Raw genomic sequence first — 16,646 nt, forward strand, 5'->3', positions numbered from 1 at the left:
CTGGAGCGGACGCGCGTAGATGTCAACCTGGCGCCCTGGGGGCTGAGCCGTTCGATGGAAGCGGGTAGCCTGGACGGCTAGGTCCTGGTCTGCGCGGTCCGATCATGTGCGTGCACGCAGGGCTCAAGGGGCGGCCGCGCGACCGCGACCGGCCCTTTCGACCAGCAGGCACATGGAGGCACTCCGGTATGGCGACGAACGCGGCTTCGGAACCCTCACTCGCGCAGAAGCTGCGTGGGCTCAAGGGCGAAGTGGTGAAGTTCGGCATCGTCGGCCTGAGCGGCGTGGTGGTCAACTTCGCCGTGTTCTGGGTCTGCCTCAACGGCATGGGCCTGGCCTCGGTGCGGTCGAACATCGTCGCGACGGTGATCGCGATCGCGACCAACTACCTGGGCTACCGCTACTGGCTCTACCGGGACCGCGACGCCGCCTCCCGCAAGCGCGAGATCACGCTCTTCCTGGTCTACAGCGGCATCGGCATGCTGATCGAGACCGGCGTCCTCGGCTTCTCGGTGTACGTGCTCGACCTGCGCTCGCACTACGAGCAGATCGGCGCCAAGGTGATCGGCCTCGCCGTGGCCACCGTGTTCCGCTTCGTCTCGTACCGCACCTGGGTGTTCAAGGCCGTGCCGGAGACCGTCGAGCTGCCCGCCCAGCAGTCGGTGGGCGCCGCCGCCGGCCAGGAGCTGGCCGCGCAGGCCGAGCTGATGCTGGCCACCGAGCGGATCCGGCTCGCCAAGGCCGAGTAGGCCCCGCGGTCCTCGCACCGCCCTCGTACCCCGCGCAGCCCCGGCTCGCCGAACCCGGCCGCCGGGGCTCGCCGCATCCCCGGCCGTATCCCCCCACCGGATCCCCCTGCCGGATCCTGCCGTGTCCCGGCCGGCCTCAGGCCCTCAGTCCTGGTGGCTGCGCCCGAGGAAGAGCGCGAACACCGCCGGCTTCAGCGAGAGCAGTTCGAGCCGCCCGCCGTCCGCCTCCGCGAGGTCGCGGGCGACGGCCAGCCCGATGCCGGTGGAGTTGCGCCCGCTGACCGCGCGCTCGAACACCCGGTTGCCGAGGTCCGGCGGCACGCCGGCGCCCTGGTCCTGGACCTCGACCACCACCGAGGTGCCGGAGGGCCGGATCCGCAGGGTGATCGTCCCGGCGCCGTGCATCAGCGAGTTCTCGATCAGGGTGGCCAGCACCTGGGCGACCGTCCCCGGGGTGCCGACCGCGGTGACCCCGTGCAGCCCCTCCAGGGAGAGCACCCGGCCCTGCTCCCGCAGCGTCGGGCCCCACTCCTCCACCTGCTGCTTGATCACCTCGTCCAGGTCGAAGGCGACGGCGGTGGGGCTGCGCGGGTCGCGCTGGGTGGTGAGCAGCCGCTGGACCACGTCGGTGAGCCGCTCGACCTGCTGGAGGGCGATGGTCGCCTCCTCCTTGACCGTCTCCGGCTCCTCGGCGAGGGCGGTGATCTCCTCCAGCCGCATGGAGAGCGCGGTGAGCGGGGTGCGCAGCTGGTGCGAGGCGTCGGCGGCGAGCCGGCGCTCGGCGGTGAGCATCCGGGCGATCCGCTCGGCGCTGGTGTCCAGCACCTCGGCGACCCGGTCGAGCTCGGGCACCCCGTAACGGCGGTCGCGCGGGCGCGGGTCGCCGGAGCCGAGCCGCTCGGCGGTCTCGGCGAGGTCGGTAAGCGGCCGGGCGAGCCGCTTGGCCTGCCAGACGGCGAGCGCCACCGCGGCCTGGACGGCCAGCAGGGCGACCACGCCGAGCAGCAGCAGGTTGTTGGCGATCTCGTGGTCGACGTCCTCGCGGGACTGCTCGACGGTGACGGTCTCGCCGCTGTTGCCGCGCTCGACGGCCTTCAGCAGGTGGTTCCCGGCCGGGCGCTCGCCGGCGGAGACCACCGGCTGGCCGGGCACCTGCACCTCGACGTAGCTGCCCTCGGTGACCTGGCTCTCGAAGGCCCGCCCGGTGACCGGCTCGCCCGCGGCGAGCCGGCTCTCGACCAGGGCGAGCACCCGGACGGCGGCGGCGTCCACCCGGTCCTGGGCCGAGTTGACGATGGTCCGCTTCTCGACCAGGGCGAGCGGCACGCAGAACACCACGACGACCACCAGGACGACGCCCAGCAGCGAGTTGATCATCCTGCGCTTCACGCTGCCGCTCCCCGGGGTGTTCCGCCGCCGCGGGCCGAGGGCCCGGTCTCCGTCAGGGTCAATTCTTCTCGAACCGGAACCCCACGCCGCGCACGGTGGCGATGTAGCGCGGGTTGGCCGCGTCGTCGCCGAGCTTCTTGCGGAGCCAGGAGATGTGCATGTCCAGGGTCTTGGTGGAGGTCCACCACGTGGTGTCCCAGACCTGCCGCATGATCTCCTCGCGGGTGACCACCCGGCCGGCGTCCCGGACCAGGACGCGCAGCAGCTCGAACTCCTTGGCGGAGAGGGTGAGCTCCTCGTCGCCGAGCCAGGCGCGGTGGGACTCGATGTCGATCTTCACCCCGTGCGCGCCGGTGGTGAGCTGGTCGACGTTGCCGCGCCGGAGCAGGGCCCGGACGCGGGCGAGCAGTTCGGCCAGGCGGAAGGGCTTGGTGACGTAGTCGTCGGCACCGGCGTCCAGGCCGACCACGGTGTCCACCTCGTCCGCGCGGGCGGTGAGCACCAGGACGGGGCAGCTCTTGCCGTCGGCACGCAGGCGGCGGCAGACCTCCAGGCCGTCCATCTCGGGCAGGCCGAGGTCCAGGACGACGAGGTCGACCTCCTCGGTGAGGCCGGCGGCGAGTGCGGTCGGACCGTCCTCGCGGACGAGCACCTCATAGCCCTCGCGTCGCAGGGCCCGGGCGAGCGGTTCGGAGATCGCCGGATCGTCCTCGGCGAGCAGCACACAGGTCATGTGGTGATGGTAGTCCGCCGGGGTATCCCCGTACGCCCTGTGAGGTAGTTCACAGAGCGTGATCGTTATACAAGGCCGCAATCGGGCTCAACAGGGCGCAACAGACCGGCCCTTCGGTGAAGAATCGCCTGTTGGATCTTGAAACCGAAGGAAGACACGCCCGTCTACCATCGATAGATCGGGCAGATTTGTCGCCAACTTTGCCATTCACATACCTGATTCAAGACTTTTGTCATCTGATAGAGCCAAATGTCGCCACGTAGAGTGGTTTGGTCCACGTCCGCCGCCCACCCCCCTACGCGGACGCTGTCAGGCAAGGAACCACTACTCATGGCGTCTAAGACCCTGGACACCGACGCGACGTCGGCATCTCCCAGCGGCAAGACCTTCCTCGGGCATCCCCGAGGTCTCGCCACGCTGTTCATGACCGAGATGTGGGAGCGCTTCTCCTACTACGGCATGCGCGCCCTGCTCATCTACTACCTGGTCTCCGGTGGCGCCGACGCCGCCGTCGGCAGCCAGGGCGGCGGCCTCGCCATGAAGGCGACGACGGCGACGGCGATCTACTCCGTCTACGTCTCGATGGTCTACCTCATGGCCTACCCGGGCGGCTGGTTCGGCGACCGGGTCTGGGGCGCCCGCAAGACCGTCGCCATCGCCGGGTTCGTGATCATGTCCGGCCACATCGCGCTGGCCGTCCCGGGCCAGGCGGCGTTCTTCCTCGGCCTGCTCCTGGTCGCGCTCGGTTCCGGGCTGCTGAAGGCCAACATCTCCACGATGGTCGGCCAGCTCTACAACGGCCCCGAGGACCCGCGCCGCGACGGTGGGTTCACCGTCTTCTACATGAGCATCAACCTCGGTGCCTTCGTCGCCCCGTTCGTCATCGGGACGATCGGCAAGGAGTACAACTGGCACCTGGGCTTCGGTCTGGCCGCGATCGGCATGGCCCTCGGCCTGACCCAGTTCCTGCTCGGCAGCCGCCACCTGAACCCGGTGAGCAGCGAGGTCCCCAACCCGCTGCTGCCCGAGGAGCGCAAGCGCCTGCTGAAGAAGGCCGGCCTGACGGTGCTCGGCGTCGCCGCCTTCTACGGCGTCGTGGCCGGCCTGGGCGTCTACACGCTGAACTGGGCCCTCGTCCCGCTGACCATCGCCGGTCTGCTGATCCCGATCACCGTGCTGACCCGGATCAAGCGCGACAAGGACCTGACCTCCGACGAACAGTCCAAGATGTCCGCGTACATCTGGTTCTTCGCCGCGGCCGCGATCTTCTGGATGATCTACGACCAGGGCGGGTCGACGCTCTCCCTGTTCGCGGACAAGAAGACCGCGGACTCCCTGTTCGGCCTCGGCTTCTCGGCCACCTGGTACCAGTCGCTGAACCCGCTGTTCGTGATGGCGTTCGCGCCGGTCTTCGCCTGGCTGTGGCTCTGGCTGTCCCGCCGGGACAAGGAGCCGAACACCATCGTGAAGTTCTCGATCGGCCTGCTCCTGGTCGGCGTCTCGTTCTTCGTCTTCATCATCCCGATGACCATGGCGGACAACGGCACCCTGGTCTCCCCGCTCTGGCTCGTCTCGATCTACCTGATCCAGACCATCGGTGAGCTCTGCCTCTCCCCGGTCGGCCTCTCGGTCACCACCAAGATGGCACCGCGCAAGTACGCCTCCCAGATGATGGGCGTCTGGTTCCTCGCCGTCACCGCCGGTGACTGCACCACCAGCCTGCTCTCGCTGGCCGGCGTCAGCCTCAACGGCACCGGGATCATCGCGATGCAGGCGTCGCTCGCGGCCCTCGCCGGGTTCGCCATCTTCACCTACCGCAAGAAGGTCCAGGCCCTCATGGGCGACGTGCACTGACGCCCGTCCCCGCCCGCTCCGGGGCCGCCGTGGATTCCAGGATCCGCGGCGGCCCCGAGTGCTTTTCCCGCTCGACAGGAGCCCGTCGGCCGTGCCTATGGTGCCCGACATGACGACCCCCTCCTTACCCCGCCAGCTGGCCCGCACCCGGCGCTTCACCCTGGGCGTCCCCACCCGGCCCGAGCCCTCGGCGGACGGCGCCACCGTGCTCTTCCTGCGCGGCCGCTCCGGCACCGACCCGCTCGCCTGCCTCTGGGCCCTGGACACCGCCACCGGCGAGGAACGGCTGCTCGCCGACCCGGCCGCGCTGGGCGCCGACGAGGGCATCGCCGCGTACAGCACCGACGCCGCCGGCACGCTCGCCGCCTTCGCCCTGGACGGCGCCCTGTGGCTGGCCGACACCGCCGCCGGCACCGTCCGCGCCGTCCCCGTCCCCGGCCCGCCGCAGGACCCCAGGCTCGACCCGACCGGGCGCCGGATCGCCTACGTCCGCGGCGGCGCCCTGCGGGTGGTCGGCGTCGACGGCACGGACGACCGCCCGCTCGCCGAACCCGAGGCCGAGGACGTCTCCTACGGGCTCGCCGAGTACGTCGCCGCCGAGGAGATGCACCGCGACCGCGGCCACTGGTGGTCCCCCGACGGCACCGCGCTGCTGGTCGCCCGGGTCGACGACCGCCCGCTCGCCCGGCTCTTCCCGGCCGACCCCGCCGACCCGCACCGCCCGCCGCGCGCCGTCCGCTACCCGCTCGCCGGCACCGCCAACGCCGAGGTCTCGCTGCGGCTGCTCGGCCTCGACGGCAGCGACACCGAGGTCCGCTGGGACCGCGCCGCCTTCGAGTACCTGACCGCCGCCGGCTGGGACGGCCACGGCCCGTACGCCGCCGTGCAGAGCCGCGACCAGCGCACCGTCCTTGTGGTGGCCGTCGAGCCGGACGGCACCACCCGGCCGCTCGCCGAGCGCCGGGACGCCCACTGGGTCGAGCTGCTGCCCGGCCTGCCCGCCCGCACCGCGGGCGGCGCCCTGGTGGACACCGCCGACCTCGGCGACACCCGGCACCTGACCGTCGACGGCGAACCGGTCACCCCGCCCGGGCTCCAGCTGCGCGCGGTGCTCGGCACGGAGGGCGAGCAGGTGCTGTTCACCGCCTCCGAGGAGCCCACCGAGACCCACCTCTGGACGTACGGACCGGACGGCGGCATCCGTCGGCTGAGCGACGGCCCCGGCCTACACACCGGCGTGCGGCGCGGCGGCACGCTGGTGCTCACCACCCGGACCCCGGGACACCCCGGCGGCTTCACAACCGCTCTGCGGGAGGGCTCGGCACCCCGCCCGCTCACCTCGTACGCCGAGCCGCCCGTCGTCACTGCCGCGCCCGAGCTCCTCAGGCTCGGCCCACACGCCCTGCGCGCCACGCTCTTCCTCCCCGCCGGCCACCGCCCCGGGGACGGCCCGCTGCCCGTCCTGCTCGACCCGTACGGCGGGCCCGCGACGCAGAAGGCCACCACCGGCGGCCTCTGGTGGGACCAGGTCTCCCAGTGGTTCGCCGACCAGGGCTTCGCGGTCCTCGTGGTGGACGGCCGGGGCACCCCCGGCCGCGGGCCCCGGTGGGAGAAGGCCGTGTACGGCGACAAGGCGACGCTCCCGCTGGCGGACCAGGTCGAGGGCCTGCGGGCGGCCGCCCGGCTGCGGCCCGGACTGCTCGACCTCGACCGCGTCGGCATCCGCGGCTGGTCCTACGGCGGCTACCTCGCCGCCCTCGCGGTGCTGCGCCGCCCGGACGTCTTCCACGCCGCCTCCGCCGGAGCCGCCCCCACCGACTGGCGGTTCTACGACACCCACTGGCAGGAGCGCTTCCTCGGCCACCCCGACGAGCACCCCGAGCACTACGACAGCGGCTCGCTGATCGCCGAGGCGCCGAAGCTGAGCCGCCCGCTGCTGCTGATCCAGGGCCTCGCCGACGACAACGTCTACCCCGCCCACACCCTGCGGCTCTCCGCCGCCCTCCTCGCCGCCGGCCGCCCGCACGAGGTCCTCCCCCTACGCGCCACCGGCCACCGGCCGACGGACGAGGCGGTGGTGGAAAACCTGCTGCACCACGAACTGCACTTCCTGCGCCGCTCGTTGGGAATGAAGTGATCAGCACCGCGCCACCAAATGCCCTGAGGTTTTCGGCAGCCTGAATAGCTACCGGATCCCAAAGTCCATGCATTTCAACTGCCTTTCTGCGTAAGGCAGTTGAGTGCTAGCGTTCATTTCCTCCACTCCAGCGGCTACTGTGAGGTGCCCGTCATGACTCAGGCCATGCCTCGCCAGAAGAATCCCCTGGCCCCGCGCTTTCAGGTGGCTTTGCGACCTGCGGAGTTGCCCGACCATGACTTCGAGGACGACGCCACCATCAAAGGCAGGCAATACAGCGGACTGAGCCTCGTCGGACGATCGGGCGAAGCGGTCGAAGTCGAGCAATGCGCCTTCGAGAACGTCCGGTTCACCGGGATGCACCTGGTCCGGTCGGTGCTCGCTCACATCGCCTTCGACACCTGCGACTTCGCCACGGTCCGGACACAGGACGTATCCATCCTCCGTGGCACGGTGACCGGGTGCCGGCTCACCGGGTCGTCCTGGAGCAACGGCAGTTTCCGTGACGTCCTCTTCGAGGGCACTCGGACAGACAGCACGCTGTTCCGCTACGCGAAGTTCAAGACGGTGGTCTTCAGGGAGTGCAATCTCTCCCAGGCCGACTTTCAGTTCGCCGAACTCCGTGATGTCCGATTCGAGAAGTGCGACCTCACGGGAACCCAGTTCGCCAACGTCGTCATTCAGCCCGGTGTCAGCTTCGACAACTGCACACTGATCGATGTCGGAGGCGCCGCGCACCTCAAGGGTGCCACCGTGCGAGGCCCGGGGTCCATGGAACTGGCCCTGAGCCTCGCCAGGGAGGCCGGCATCGTCTTCGAAGCCTAGGCTGCGGCAGGCAGGTCGTAGTGCGCGAACTCCCGGCCCGAGATCGACCGGGTGACGAGATCGAAGTCGATCGTCTCGGCGAAGTCCGCGAGTTCGCGCACCATCCCCTGGCCGTACGGCGTGAACAGGTCCAGCTTGTCCAGCAGGCCGTCCGCGCACTCGCGGATCGAGTGGCGGAACGTGTCCACCAACTCCGTCTCACCCCTCAGGTGCTGCATGAGCATGAGGGGCGGAGCCACCACCGCACTGTGGAAGGCCTTGTCCAGCGGGCGCATCTGCCCGAACTTCACTGCGGAGACGACCCGGTACTCGTCGGCCCCCAGCTCCTTGGCCGGCCGCGTGTAAAGGCGGTACACCATGTCCGCCAGGAAGACGTTCAGGTGCACGGTCTCGTGCACCAGGGACTCGGCGTAGTCGTGGGGCCGCCACTCGTCGCCCGGGCTCATGCTCACCAGGCCCGGGAGCGTCGAACCGGTGCCGCCACCCTTGTTGGTCGAGCTGAACATCACGACGTCGGTGACCACCAGGTCCACGAGGGCACCCAAGTCGGGGACGAGGTCCCTGGTGTGCAGGAGCGCCACGGAGAAGTCGCGCTTCCACCGCTCCCGCAGGTCGGGCGGGGTGTTCTCCAGCCCCTCGAAGATGTTCTCGAAGGTCCTGTTCTCGATCAGGTAGCTGCCCCACTCGCTGTCCTCGAAGGACAGCGTGATGCCCGCATCCTCGACCGGCAGCGGACGGAGCGCGGAGACGACCCTCCGGTACGCGGCCGGGAGGTCCACGGCGGTCGGCGGAGGCTGCTCGTCGACCGCGCTCACGAGTCGGCCGATCGTCTCCTGGGTGTGGTGGATGTTGAGGAACCGCATGGAGGAACACTCCTTCGCTGGAATGCTTGGGAACCACGCGCCCGGCCCCAATTGAGGTGGGGCCGGGCGCGCGACTGCTTCAGGCGCTCAGGTCGGCCGTCAGTTGGTCCAGCCGCCCATCATCGAGGTGTTGTCCTCGTCCAGGAACGCCCGGACGTTGCCCCGGATGGTGTTCGTGGCGCTCTCGTCGAGCGTCACGGACTCGGCCGCCTCGGCGCTCTCGGTGTCGCTGGTGATCACGGACATTGCGATCTCCCTTCATCGGATGAATGGAACAACCTCCCCGGAAAGGGAGGAACCTGCGGGGGGAGTCGGTGATCCGCATCGGCCACGTACTGCTTGGCCGATGCTGGCCAGGCTACGGACGGCGAGACATCGCTCTCTACGAACTTGCATGAGCTTGCACAGCAATCGACCGGTCAAATAGCGGCGTTGACTACATATCCGCTGTTCGGAGAAGCTTGTGCAAGCCCGAGCAAGCACCTAGATCAGGGAGCCGGCCATGGCCGTGGAGTTCGTTGGCATCGACCCCAGTACCGATCGGGACCACTGCCCCACCGTGTGGGTGGACCCGGATGCTCAGGAGATCCTTTTCCAGGGGTGGAACCCGCGCCCCGAGACCCAGGCGGATTGCGAAGGAACGAGTCCTGCGAACGGGCCGGTCCCCGACAATGAGGCCATCGTCAGGCTTCCGGCCCGGATGGTGCCCATGATCAGGGAGGCATGTGATGCCATCGAGCGTGCCCAGCTTCGCTGAGCTGCTTGAGCAGTGTCAGCGGTCCGCCGTCCATCTGGAGCTGCGGGATTCGTACGCCCCGACGGATCGGTTCGAGGCCTGGCAGCGCGGTGAGCGGATCAACTGGGAGGACCAGGCGTCCTGGTGGCATCCCTATGACCAGTTGATCACAGACGCCGTGGCGCGGGGCGTGGTCATTCGCCGAGCCCGGGTGGTCTCCGAGCCCGTGTCCGAGTACATCCGGTGGGAGCACTACGTCACCCACGCCAACGTCACGGCGGGCGAGCAGGTCCGCTGGCTGCCACGGCGACAGGCCACGAGCATCCCCCTGCCGGGGAACGACTTCTGGCTGTTCGACGGTGCACTGCTTCGGGTGCACCACTTCTCCGGGGACGGCGCCGTGGTCGAAGATGAGATCACAACAGACCCGGACACCGTGAAGCTGTGCACCACCGCGTTCGAAGCAGTCTGGGAGCGGGCGCTCCCGCACCATCTGTACGAGATCTGACGAAGGCCGGCTCCATGCCCGCGCACCCCTCACCGAACGTTCAGAAGGCCCGCGAAGCTCTTGCCGGTCGGCTGAGCGAGATTCGGAAGGACGCGGGGATCAGCGGGCGGGAGCTGGCCGTCAGGTGCGGCTGGTCGGAGTCGAAGTCGTCCCGGATCGAGAACGCCAGGACACCTCCCTCCGACGCCGACATCAGGGCCTGGTGCCGCGCCTGTGGCGCCGACGATCAAGCTCCTGACTTGGTTGCCGCCAACCGGCAGTCCGCCGACGCCCATGTGCAGTGGCGACGGCTCCAGCGGAGTGGGCTCCGCCGGCTGCAAGAGTCCACCGGAGACCTGTACCGGCAAACCAAGGTGTTCCGGGTCTACGTCTCCGACGTGATCCCAGGGTTCCTCCAAACGCCCAGGTACGCCGCCGCCTTGCTGTCGTGCATCGCGGACTTCCGGGGAACTCCGAACGATGTGAGTGACGCTGTGGCGGCCCGGATGAGACGCAACGCGGTGCTGGCCAATGGTGCACGCCGGTTCTCGTTCGTCCTGGAGGAGTCCGTGCTGCGCTACCGCGTGTGCAGCTCCGAGACCATGGCGGCACAGCTCGGCCATCTGCTCGGAGCCATGGATCTCCCGAACGTCTCCGTGGGCATCGTCCCGTTCGCGGCGCAACGGAGCGTTTGGCCCATGCCGACCTTCACGATCTTCGATGACACCAGAGTCCACGCGGACACGCTGGATGCCGCCTCGACGCTCACGCAGCCCAGCCAGGTCGACCTCTATGCCCGCGCCTTCTCTCGGCTCTCGCAGGGGGCGGTGCGAGGCGCCACAGCGCGTTCACTTGTCACAGGCGCCTTGGCTGACCTGGATTGACACTTCAGCGCGAAGAGGGGAATGCGGTCTCGCCGTCGCCTCGTCGGACAGCGAGCGCGCCCGCGAGGCCCTCGCCCCGGGCGGGCGAGGGCCTTCGCGTGTTTCAGTGCTGCTCGTCGCGTGCCTCGGGGCGAGGCATCCTGAGAGTCACGAGGAGGCCGAGGGCCACGGTGGCGATCGCGAGGACGAGGAGGGCGAGGAGGATCGCGCCGATGAAGAACTTCACTGGCGCCACGCCTCGTCGTCATCGTCCAGTTCGCGGAGCAGGCGGAGGAGGTTGAGCAAAGTGCTCACCGGAGCGTTCCCGAAGTCGATCAGGATGCGCCCGTCGATGGTGGTCTCGCCCGGCAAGGCGGACCCCCAGAGGAGCCCGTGCGGCAGGCCGCGCCTGTGCAACTCGCCCAGAAGGGCCATGAGGTGGGGTTTGGTGTAGTCGCGCATCCGGGGGTCCTCCGGCAGGACGGGGTAGCCGGTCACGCGCGGCAGTCCAGCTCGTACCAGATGGATTTGCCGCGCTTCTGCGGGTCGACGCCCCAGCGGTGGGTGAGGCCCTCCACGAGTTGGAGGCCCCGGCCGGACTCGGCGGAGTCGGCGGGGGTTCGCCGCCGGGGGAGGGCGTCGCTCTCGTCGGAGACGGTGACCCGGAGGGTGCGGCCGAGGACGGAGAACCAGACGACGGGCGCGGGGGTGTCGCCGTGCCGCCAGGCGTTGACGACGAGCTCCATCAGGGCGAGTTCGGCGTTGAAGATGCTGTCGGCGTCCCAGCCGCCGCTACGGGTCATCGCGTCCCGCAGGGCCTGGCGGGAGAGGGTGAGCGAGGGGGTGTTACGGGTGCACACGGGAACCTCCGTGAGGCTGTGGCGCGGGGAGGGGGATGACGGTCGTCGCCGTGAGCCAGGCCGGGGCGGCGGTTGCTCTTCGGCGTGCGGGCAGCAGGCGCCTACTGCCGTGGATGCAGGCATTACTGACGATCCGTCGGATCGAGCTGTGAACGACGATAGCGCATCCACTCTTTAATTAAATTCGAACGAGAGAAGTGTCCTCCCATCGGGGGACGCGCTTCGCCGAGCCCGGATGGATCCACCGGCAACCGGCGCGGCACACTGGCCTCTGCACCTGCTGAGAGGACGCCATGGCCCTTCGAGTCCCCACCCTCCGTCAGCGGCGCCTCGGCGCCGAACTGCGGAGGATGAGAGAGCAAGCCGGCTTCGGCGGCAGCCACCTTGCCCGTCTGCTTGGGGTGACCGCTGCCTTGGTGAGTCAGATGGAGAATGGGAAGTCGGCTGTCAGCGAGGAACGTCTGCGTGAGATCGCGGCGGCCTGCGCGTGTGGCAACGAGCCCCTGATCGCCGCGCTCGCTGACATGACCCGGGAGCGAGAAACTGGCTGGTGGGAGGAGTACAGCCCGAGTCTGACCAGCGACCTGCTCGATGTGGCGGCGATCGAGGCCCATGCCCGGCGGATCGCCACCTACTCGATCACCTTCCTGCCCGGACTGCTTCAAACTCCCGCCTACGCCGCTTCGGTGTTCGCCCGTGCGATCCCGCCATTGCCGCAGGCTGATGTCGATCTCCGCCTCGCCTTCCGCCTGCGGAGGCAGCAGATCATCCGCAACGACGCTACGCCCTACACTGCGTTCATCCATGAAGCCGCACTGCGGATGCAGTTCAGCGGGCCAGAGGCACTTGCCGAGCAACTCGGCGCCCTCATTGACCGTTCCGAGAGCCCTGGCATCTCAGTTCGGGTCGTGCCGTTTAAGATCGAATCGCTGCCCGGCCCCAGCGAGAACTTCGTCTATATCGCCGGTCCGGTGCCCGAGTTGGACACAGTGCAGATCGACATCAGCTTCGGGTGTCCGCTCTTCGATGCACCCTCCGACCTTGCAAGCTACCGCGAGATCCTCGATCGAATGGCGTCCGTAGCCCTCTCCGAAGATGACTCGCGAGACTTCATCCGATCCATCAAGAAGGAGATAGAGGGCAATCATGAGTAGCCCTGCATGGCAGAAATCCAGTTACTCCGGCTCCAGCAACGCATGCGTTGAGGTCCGGACTGCCGACGGGGTAGTTGAACTCCGGGAGTCTGACGAGGGTGATGTCATCGTCTGCACCACCCGCCCCCAGTTCGCCACGTTCCTCCAGGGCGCCAAGGCCGGCGAGTTCGACCACCTCACCGTCACCCCCTGAACAGCACGTCGCCCCGTCGAGCAGCTGCTCGACGGGGCGACGCGAACCCACCATTCAGACCTCGCGGACGCCCGCGCGCCAGACCGCCGCCGTCAGGGGGACACCCGGGCGGTAGGCCAGGTGCACATGCGACGGCGCTTCCAGCAGCAGCAGGTCGGCGCGGGCGCCGACCGTGACGGTGCCGACGTCGCTGCGCCGGAGGGCGCGGGCGCCGCCCGCGGTGGCCGCCCAGACCGCCTCGTCCGGGGTCATCCCCATCTCCCGCACCGCCACGGCAATACAGAACGCCATCGAACTGGTGAAGCTGGAGCCCGGGTTGCAGTCCGTCGACAGGGCCACCACCGCGCCCGCGTCCAGCAGCCGGCGCCCGCTCGGGTACTCGGCCCGGGTGGAGAACTCCGCCCCCGGCAGCAGCGTCGCGACCGTCGCCGAGCCGGCCAGCGCCGCCACGTCCTCGTCCGTCAGGTAGGTGCAGTGGTCCGCCGAGGCGGCCCCCAGCTCCACCGCCAGCTGCACGCCGGGCCCGTACGTGAGCTGGTTGGCGTGCACGCGCGGCGTGAGGCCCTTCTCGATCCCCGCCGTCAGGACGGCCCGCGCCTGCTCCCCGTCGAAGGCGCCCTTCTCGCAGAACACGTCCACCCAACGGGCGTGCGGGGCACAGGCGTCCAGCATCTCGCCGGTCACCAGCTCCACGTACCCGGCCGGGTCCTCGGCGTACTCCGGCGCCACCACGTGCGCGCCCAGGTACGTCGTCTCCGGGGTGTACCCGGCGGCGATCCGCAGCGCCCGGGCCTCGTCCTCGACCGTCAGCCCGTAGCCGGACTTGCACTCGATGGTGGTGGTGCCCTGCCGCACCGCCTCCCGGACGAACCGGGCCAGGTTGGCCTCCAGTTCGGCATCCGAAGCGGCCCGCGTGGCCGCCACCGTGGTCCGGATGCCGCCCGCCGAGTACGCCTGCCCGGACATCCGGGCGTTGAACTCGGCCGTACGGTCCCCCGCGAACACCAGGTGGGCGTGCGAGTCGACGAAGCCGGGCAGCAGCGCCCGGCCCCCGGCGTCGAAGCGCTCGTCCGCCGCCGGGGCCTGCGCGGCCGGGCCGACCCAGGCGACGGTGCCGCCGTCGACCACCACGGCCGCGTCGGTGAGCAGGCCGAGCGGCCCGGCGCCCTGCCCGGGGTCGTTGGTGACCAGGCTGCCGATGCCCGTGATCAGGGTGGTCGTGGTGCTCAAGACAACGCCTTCCGAAGGGGGTTGAACGGGGGTCAGTAGTCCAGCGCGCGGATCGCGGAGCGCAGCGCGCCCGGCACGTCGGCCACCAGCAGGTGCACGCCGTCCCGGACGACGTGCCGGCCGCCGACCACCAGGTGCCGCACGTCCGCCGCCGAGGCCGCGAAGACGGCGATCTCGGCGCCCAGCCGGGGCGGCGGGCCCGCCGTACGGACGGTGTCCAGCGCGATCACCGTGAAGTCGGCGAGCGCCCCGGCCTCGATCCGTCCGGCCTCCGGCCAGCCGAGCGAGGCGTGCCCGTCCTCGGTGCCGGCCCGCAGCAGCGCGTTCGCCGTCCAGTGGCCGCGCGTCCGCGTCCGCAGCCGCTCGTCCAGCTCCAGCGCGCGGGCCTCCTCGAACGGGTCGATCACCGCGTGGCTGTCGCTGCCCAGGGTGATCGGGGAGCCCGCCGAGGCGAGCCGGCGGGCCGGGCCGATGCCGTCCGCGAGGTCCCGCTCGGTGGTGGGGCACATGCAGACCGTGGTGGAGGAGTCGGTGAGGAGCCTGACGTCCTCGTCGGTCAGGTGGGTGGCGTGCACGGCCGAGGTGCGCGGGCCGAGCACGCCGTGGTCGGCGAGCAGCCGGGTCGGGGTGACGCCGTGCGCGGCCAGGCAGGCGTCGTTCTCCGCGGTCTGCTCGGACAGGTGGACGTGCAGCGGCGCCCCGCGCAGCGCCGACCAGTGCGCGACGGTGTCCAGCTGCTCGGCCGGGACGGCCCGCACCGAGTGGACGGCGGCGCCGATCCGGGCGTGCTCGCGCGGCTTGAGCGCGTCCGCCCGGGCGGCCCAGGCGTCGGCGTCGCCGTCGCTGAACCGCAGCTGGGGGTGGGTCGGCTCGGCCCCGAAACCGGAGGACAGGTAGCAGGTGTCCAGCAGGGTGATCCGGATGCCGGCCCGGGCGGCGGCCTCGATCAGCGCCTCGCCCATCGCGTTCGGGTCGGTGTACCGGGCGCCGCCGGGCGCGTGGTGCAGGTAGTGGAACTCGCCGACGGCGGTGACGCCGGCCAGCGCCATCTCGGCGTAGACGGCGGTGGCGAGCGCCAGGTAGCGGTCCGGGTCCAGCGCGCCGGCGAACCGGTACATGGTGTCGCGCCAGGTCCAGAAGGTGCCGGAGCCGACCTGGACGTGCCCGCGCAGCGCCCGGTGGAAGGCGTGCGAGTGGGCGTTCGCCTGGCCGGGCAGCAGCAGCCCGTCGAGCCGGACGGCGCCGGGCGGGCAGGGGCCGCTGTCCGGGACGACGGCGGCGATCGTCCCGCCGGGGCCGGTGGTGATCAGCACGTCCGGCTCGACCACCGGCCCGTTGTCGTGCGGCAGCCAGGCGTACTGGGCCCAGTACGCCACGGGGCTCGACGGGGTCACTGACACGCCAGGTCCTCCAGTACGTCGGCGAGGGCGGCGACCCCGGCCAGGCAGTCGGCCTGCTCGGCGTGCTCGGCCGGGGAGTGGGAGACGCCGGTGGGGTTGCGCACGAACAGCATGGCGGTCGGGATCGCCGAAGCCAGGATGCCGGCGTCGTGTCCCGCGCCGGTGGGCAGCACCGGGGCGTCCAGCAGCTTGGCCAGCCGGTCGCGCAGCGGCCCGTCGAAGTCCACCACCGGGGTGTAGGACTCGCGGGTCAGCTCGACCCGGACGCCGTCGCGCTCGCCGCGCTCGGCGGCGGCCCGCTCGATCGCCTCGACCAGCTCGGTGAGGGTGCGCTCGTCGGCCGCCCGGGAGTCCAGCCAGCCGCGCACCAGCGAGGCGATCGCGTTGGTGCCGTTGGGCTCGACCGCGACCTTGCCGAAGGTGGCCCGCGCGCCCGCCTGCTTCGCCTTCTTGCGGGCCGCCAGCACGGTGTTGGCGTAGGTCAGCATCGGGTCGCGGCGGTCCTCGATCCGGGTGGTGCCGGCGTGGTTGGCCTCGCCGTGGAAGTCGAACCGCCAGCGGCCGTGCGGCCAGATCGCCCCGGCCACACCGACCGGCTGCCCCTCGGCGAGGCAGCGGCCCTGCTCGACGTGCAGCTCGACGAAGGCGCCGATCCGGGCCAGCCGGTCCTCGTCCGCGCCGATCGCGGTGGGGTCGTAGCCGGCCTTCTCCATCGCGTCGGGCAGCCGGACGCCGTCGGCGTCGCGCAGCCCGTACGCCTGCTCCGGGGAGAGCACCCCGGCGGTCAGCCGGGAGCCGATGCAGGCCACGCCGAACCGGGCGCCCTCCTCGTCGCCGAAGTTGACGATCGCCAGGGGCCTGGTGAACTCCGCGCCGCGGGAGCGCAGTTCGTCCAGCGCGGCGAAGGAGGAGACCACGCCGAGCGGGCCGTCGAAGGCGCCGCCGTCCGGGACGGAGTCCAGGTGCGAGCCGGTGACGACCGCGCCGCCGGCGGTCGGATCGCCCAGCCAGGCCCACTGGTTGCCGTTGCGGTCCAGCTCGTACGCCAGGCCGCGGCCGCGGGCCTGCTGCTCGAACCAGGCGCGGCACTCGGCGTCGGCGGAGTTCCAGGCGAAGCGGCGGTAGCCGCCGGAGGCGGCGGAGCGGCCCACGGGGAGCAGCTCCGCCCACATC

General features: G+C 70.6%; 19 protein-coding genes. 9 read left to right on the forward strand and 10 right to left on the reverse strand.

What is annotated here, in order from left to right; all coding sequences use genetic code 11:
* Positions 1 to 188: 188 nt before the first annotated feature.
* Complete coding sequence (locus AMK13_RS22480) at positions 189 to 749, forward strand: GtrA family protein (protein ID WP_049650021.1); 561 nt, start codon at positions 189 to 191, stop codon at positions 747 to 749.
* A gap of 144 nt (positions 750 to 893) precedes the next feature.
* Here AMK13_RS22480 and AMK13_RS22485 read toward each other — a convergent pair whose 3' ends face one another.
* Both AMK13_RS22485 and AMK13_RS22490 read right to left on the reverse strand, forming a co-directional pair.
* Positions 894 to 2,138, reverse strand: coding sequence for an ATP-binding protein (locus AMK13_RS22485; protein ID WP_049650022.1), 1,245 nt, complete (start codon positions 2,136 to 2,138; stop codon positions 894 to 896).
* A 58-nt stretch (positions 2,139 to 2,196) separates the two neighbouring features.
* The gene (locus tag AMK13_RS22490; RefSeq protein WP_030058577.1) at positions 2,197 to 2,871 is read right to left on the reverse strand and encodes a response regulator transcription factor; all 675 of its coding nucleotides are present in this window, start codon (positions 2,869 to 2,871) and stop codon (positions 2,197 to 2,199) included.
* A 330-nt stretch (positions 2,872 to 3,201) separates the two neighbouring features.
* On the opposite strand from AMK13_RS22490, the gene AMK13_RS22495 reads away from it, so the two are divergent.
* From AMK13_RS22495 to AMK13_RS22505, 3 genes are all read left to right on the forward strand, one after another.
* Positions 3,202 to 4,725, forward strand: coding sequence for a peptide MFS transporter (locus AMK13_RS22495; protein WP_074003878.1), 1,524 nt, complete (start codon positions 3,202 to 3,204; stop codon positions 4,723 to 4,725).
* A gap of 109 nt (positions 4,726 to 4,834) precedes the next feature.
* Positions 4,835 to 6,862: a prolyl oligopeptidase family serine peptidase gene (locus AMK13_RS22500; RefSeq protein ID WP_074004034.1), complete on the forward strand. Its 2,028-nt coding sequence runs from the start codon at positions 4,835 to 4,837 to the stop codon at positions 6,860 to 6,862.
* 153 nt (positions 6,863 to 7,015) lie between these two features.
* Positions 7,016 to 7,687: a pentapeptide repeat-containing protein gene (locus AMK13_RS22505; RefSeq protein WP_074003879.1), complete on the forward strand. Its 672-nt coding sequence runs from the start codon at positions 7,016 to 7,018 to the stop codon at positions 7,685 to 7,687.
* On the opposite strand, the gene AMK13_RS22510 is transcribed toward AMK13_RS22505, so the two are convergent.
* A complete protein-coding gene (locus tag AMK13_RS22510; protein ID WP_074003880.1) occupies positions 7,684 to 8,550 on the reverse strand; it encodes an aKG-HExxH-type peptide beta-hydroxylase in 867 nt (288 codons plus the stop codon). The two genes, AMK13_RS22505 and AMK13_RS22510, sit on opposite strands and share 4 nt — an antisense overlap.
* Positions 8,551 to 8,649: 99 nt before the next feature.
* A complete protein-coding gene (locus AMK13_RS43645; RefSeq protein WP_158077738.1) occupies positions 8,650 to 8,796 on the reverse strand; it encodes a hypothetical protein in 147 nt (48 codons plus the stop codon).
* Positions 8,797 to 9,052: 256 nt separating this feature from the next.
* On the opposite strand from AMK13_RS43645, the gene AMK13_RS22515 reads away from it, so the two are divergent.
* The 3 genes from AMK13_RS22515 to AMK13_RS22525 are packed head-to-tail and all read left to right on the forward strand — an operon-like array spanning position 9,053 to position 10,657.
* Positions 9,053 to 9,307 (forward strand): hypothetical protein, encoded by a 255-nt coding sequence (locus AMK13_RS22515; RefSeq protein WP_074003881.1) that lies wholly within the window; start codon positions 9,053 to 9,055, stop codon positions 9,305 to 9,307.
* Entirely contained in the window at positions 9,279 to 9,794 is a 516-nt protein-coding gene (locus AMK13_RS22520; protein ID WP_074003882.1) for a DUF6879 family protein, read from the forward strand. The genes AMK13_RS22515 and AMK13_RS22520 overlap by 29 nt, the downstream gene beginning before the upstream one ends.
* 14 nt (positions 9,795 to 9,808) lie before the next feature.
* On the forward strand, positions 9,809 to 10,657 hold the full coding sequence (locus AMK13_RS22525; RefSeq protein ID WP_074003883.1) for a helix-turn-helix domain-containing protein: 849 nt from the start codon (positions 9,809 to 9,811) through the stop codon (positions 10,655 to 10,657).
* Positions 10,658 to 10,760: 103 nt separating this feature from the next.
* Here AMK13_RS22525 and AMK13_RS46000 read toward each other — a convergent pair whose 3' ends face one another.
* Genes AMK13_RS46000 through AMK13_RS22535 form a run of 3 tightly spaced genes read right to left on the reverse strand, consistent with a single transcriptional unit; the run spans position 10,761 to position 11,496 of the window.
* A complete protein-coding gene (locus AMK13_RS46000; protein ID WP_274538697.1) occupies positions 10,761 to 10,883 on the reverse strand; it encodes a hypothetical protein in 123 nt (40 codons plus the stop codon).
* Positions 10,880 to 11,134, reverse strand: coding sequence for a hypothetical protein (locus AMK13_RS22530; RefSeq protein WP_074003884.1), 255 nt, complete (start codon positions 11,132 to 11,134; stop codon positions 10,880 to 10,882). Before AMK13_RS22530 ends, AMK13_RS46000 begins: the two co-directional genes overlap by 4 nt.
* Positions 11,131 to 11,496 (reverse strand): ATP-binding protein, encoded by a 366-nt coding sequence (locus AMK13_RS22535; RefSeq protein WP_074003885.1) that lies wholly within the window; start codon positions 11,494 to 11,496, stop codon positions 11,131 to 11,133. Before AMK13_RS22535 ends, AMK13_RS22530 begins: the two co-directional genes overlap by 4 nt.
* Positions 11,497 to 11,789: 293 nt before the next feature.
* Between AMK13_RS22535 and AMK13_RS22540 the strand changes: the two genes are divergently transcribed.
* The gene (locus AMK13_RS22540) at positions 11,790 to 12,650 is read left to right on the forward strand and encodes a helix-turn-helix domain-containing protein (protein ID WP_074003886.1); all 861 of its coding nucleotides are present in this window, start codon (positions 11,790 to 11,792) and stop codon (positions 12,648 to 12,650) included.
* Positions 12,643 to 12,843, forward strand: coding sequence for a DUF397 domain-containing protein (locus tag AMK13_RS22545; RefSeq protein WP_074003887.1), 201 nt, complete (start codon positions 12,643 to 12,645; stop codon positions 12,841 to 12,843). The genes AMK13_RS22540 and AMK13_RS22545 overlap by 8 nt, the downstream gene beginning before the upstream one ends.
* Positions 12,844 to 12,897: 54 nt before the next feature.
* Here the strand turns inward: AMK13_RS22545 and hutI are convergent, their stop codons facing one another.
* The 3 genes from hutI to AMK13_RS22560 are packed head-to-tail and all read right to left on the reverse strand — an operon-like array spanning position 12,898 to position 16,645.
* Positions 12,898 to 14,073, reverse strand: coding sequence for an imidazolonepropionase (hutI, locus tag AMK13_RS22550; RefSeq protein ID WP_074003888.1), 1,176 nt, complete (start codon positions 14,071 to 14,073; stop codon positions 12,898 to 12,900).
* 32 nt (positions 14,074 to 14,105) lie between these two features.
* On the reverse strand, positions 14,106 to 15,473 hold the full coding sequence (locus AMK13_RS22555; protein ID WP_074003889.1) for a formimidoylglutamate deiminase: 1,368 nt from the start codon (positions 15,471 to 15,473) through the stop codon (positions 14,106 to 14,108).
* Positions 15,464 to 16,645 carry an allantoate amidohydrolase gene (locus tag AMK13_RS22560; protein WP_079272389.1) on the reverse strand — a complete coding sequence of 394 codons (1,182 nt, stop codon included), beginning with the start codon at positions 16,643 to 16,645 and terminating at the stop codon, positions 15,464 to 15,466. Before AMK13_RS22560 ends, AMK13_RS22555 begins: the two co-directional genes overlap by 10 nt.
* Between the last annotated feature and the right edge of the window lies 1 nt (position 16,646).

Source organism: Streptomyces sp. CB02056 (assembly GCF_001905545.1).
GTDB lineage: Bacteria > Actinomycetota > Actinomycetes > Streptomycetales > Streptomycetaceae > Kitasatospora.

What these genes read in the sequence shown, in the direction of transcription:
- AMK13_RS22490 (WP_030058577.1), bottom strand. Translation starts at nt 2,871, where the DNA reads ATGACCTGTGTGCTGCTCGCCGAGGACGATCCGGCGATCTCCGAACCG.
- AMK13_RS22480 (WP_049650021.1), top strand. Translation starts at nt 189, where the DNA reads ATGGCGACGAACGCGGCTTCGGAACCCTCACTCGCGCAGAAGCTGCGT.
- AMK13_RS22525 (WP_074003883.1), top strand. Translation starts at nt 9,809, where the DNA reads ATGCCCGCGCACCCCTCACCGAACGTTCAGAAGGCCCGCGAAGCTCTT.
- AMK13_RS43645 (WP_158077738.1), bottom strand. Translation starts at nt 8,796, where the DNA reads ATGTCCGTGATCACCAGCGACACCGAGAGCGCCGAGGCGGCCGAGTCC.
- AMK13_RS22540 (WP_074003886.1), top strand. Translation starts at nt 11,790, where the DNA reads ATGGCCCTTCGAGTCCCCACCCTCCGTCAGCGGCGCCTCGGCGCCGAA.
- AMK13_RS22505 (WP_074003879.1), top strand. Translation starts at nt 7,016, where the DNA reads ATGACTCAGGCCATGCCTCGCCAGAAGAATCCCCTGGCCCCGCGCTTT.
- AMK13_RS22510 (WP_074003880.1), bottom strand. Translation starts at nt 8,550, where the DNA reads ATGCGGTTCCTCAACATCCACCACACCCAGGAGACGATCGGCCGACTC.
- AMK13_RS22495 (WP_074003878.1), top strand. Translation starts at nt 3,202, where the DNA reads ATGGCGTCTAAGACCCTGGACACCGACGCGACGTCGGCATCTCCCAGC.
- AMK13_RS22545 (WP_074003887.1), top strand. Translation starts at nt 12,643, where the DNA reads ATGAGTAGCCCTGCATGGCAGAAATCCAGTTACTCCGGCTCCAGCAAC.
- AMK13_RS22515 (WP_074003881.1), top strand. Translation starts at nt 9,053, where the DNA reads ATGGCCGTGGAGTTCGTTGGCATCGACCCCAGTACCGATCGGGACCAC.
- AMK13_RS22560 (WP_079272389.1), bottom strand. Translation starts at nt 16,645, where the DNA reads ATGTGGGCGGAGCTGCTCCCCGTGGGCCGCTCCGCCGCCTCCGGCGGC.
- AMK13_RS22500 (WP_074004034.1), top strand. Translation starts at nt 4,835, where the DNA reads ATGACGACCCCCTCCTTACCCCGCCAGCTGGCCCGCACCCGGCGCTTC.
- AMK13_RS22520 (WP_074003882.1), top strand. Translation starts at nt 9,279, where the DNA reads ATGCCATCGAGCGTGCCCAGCTTCGCTGAGCTGCTTGAGCAGTGTCAG.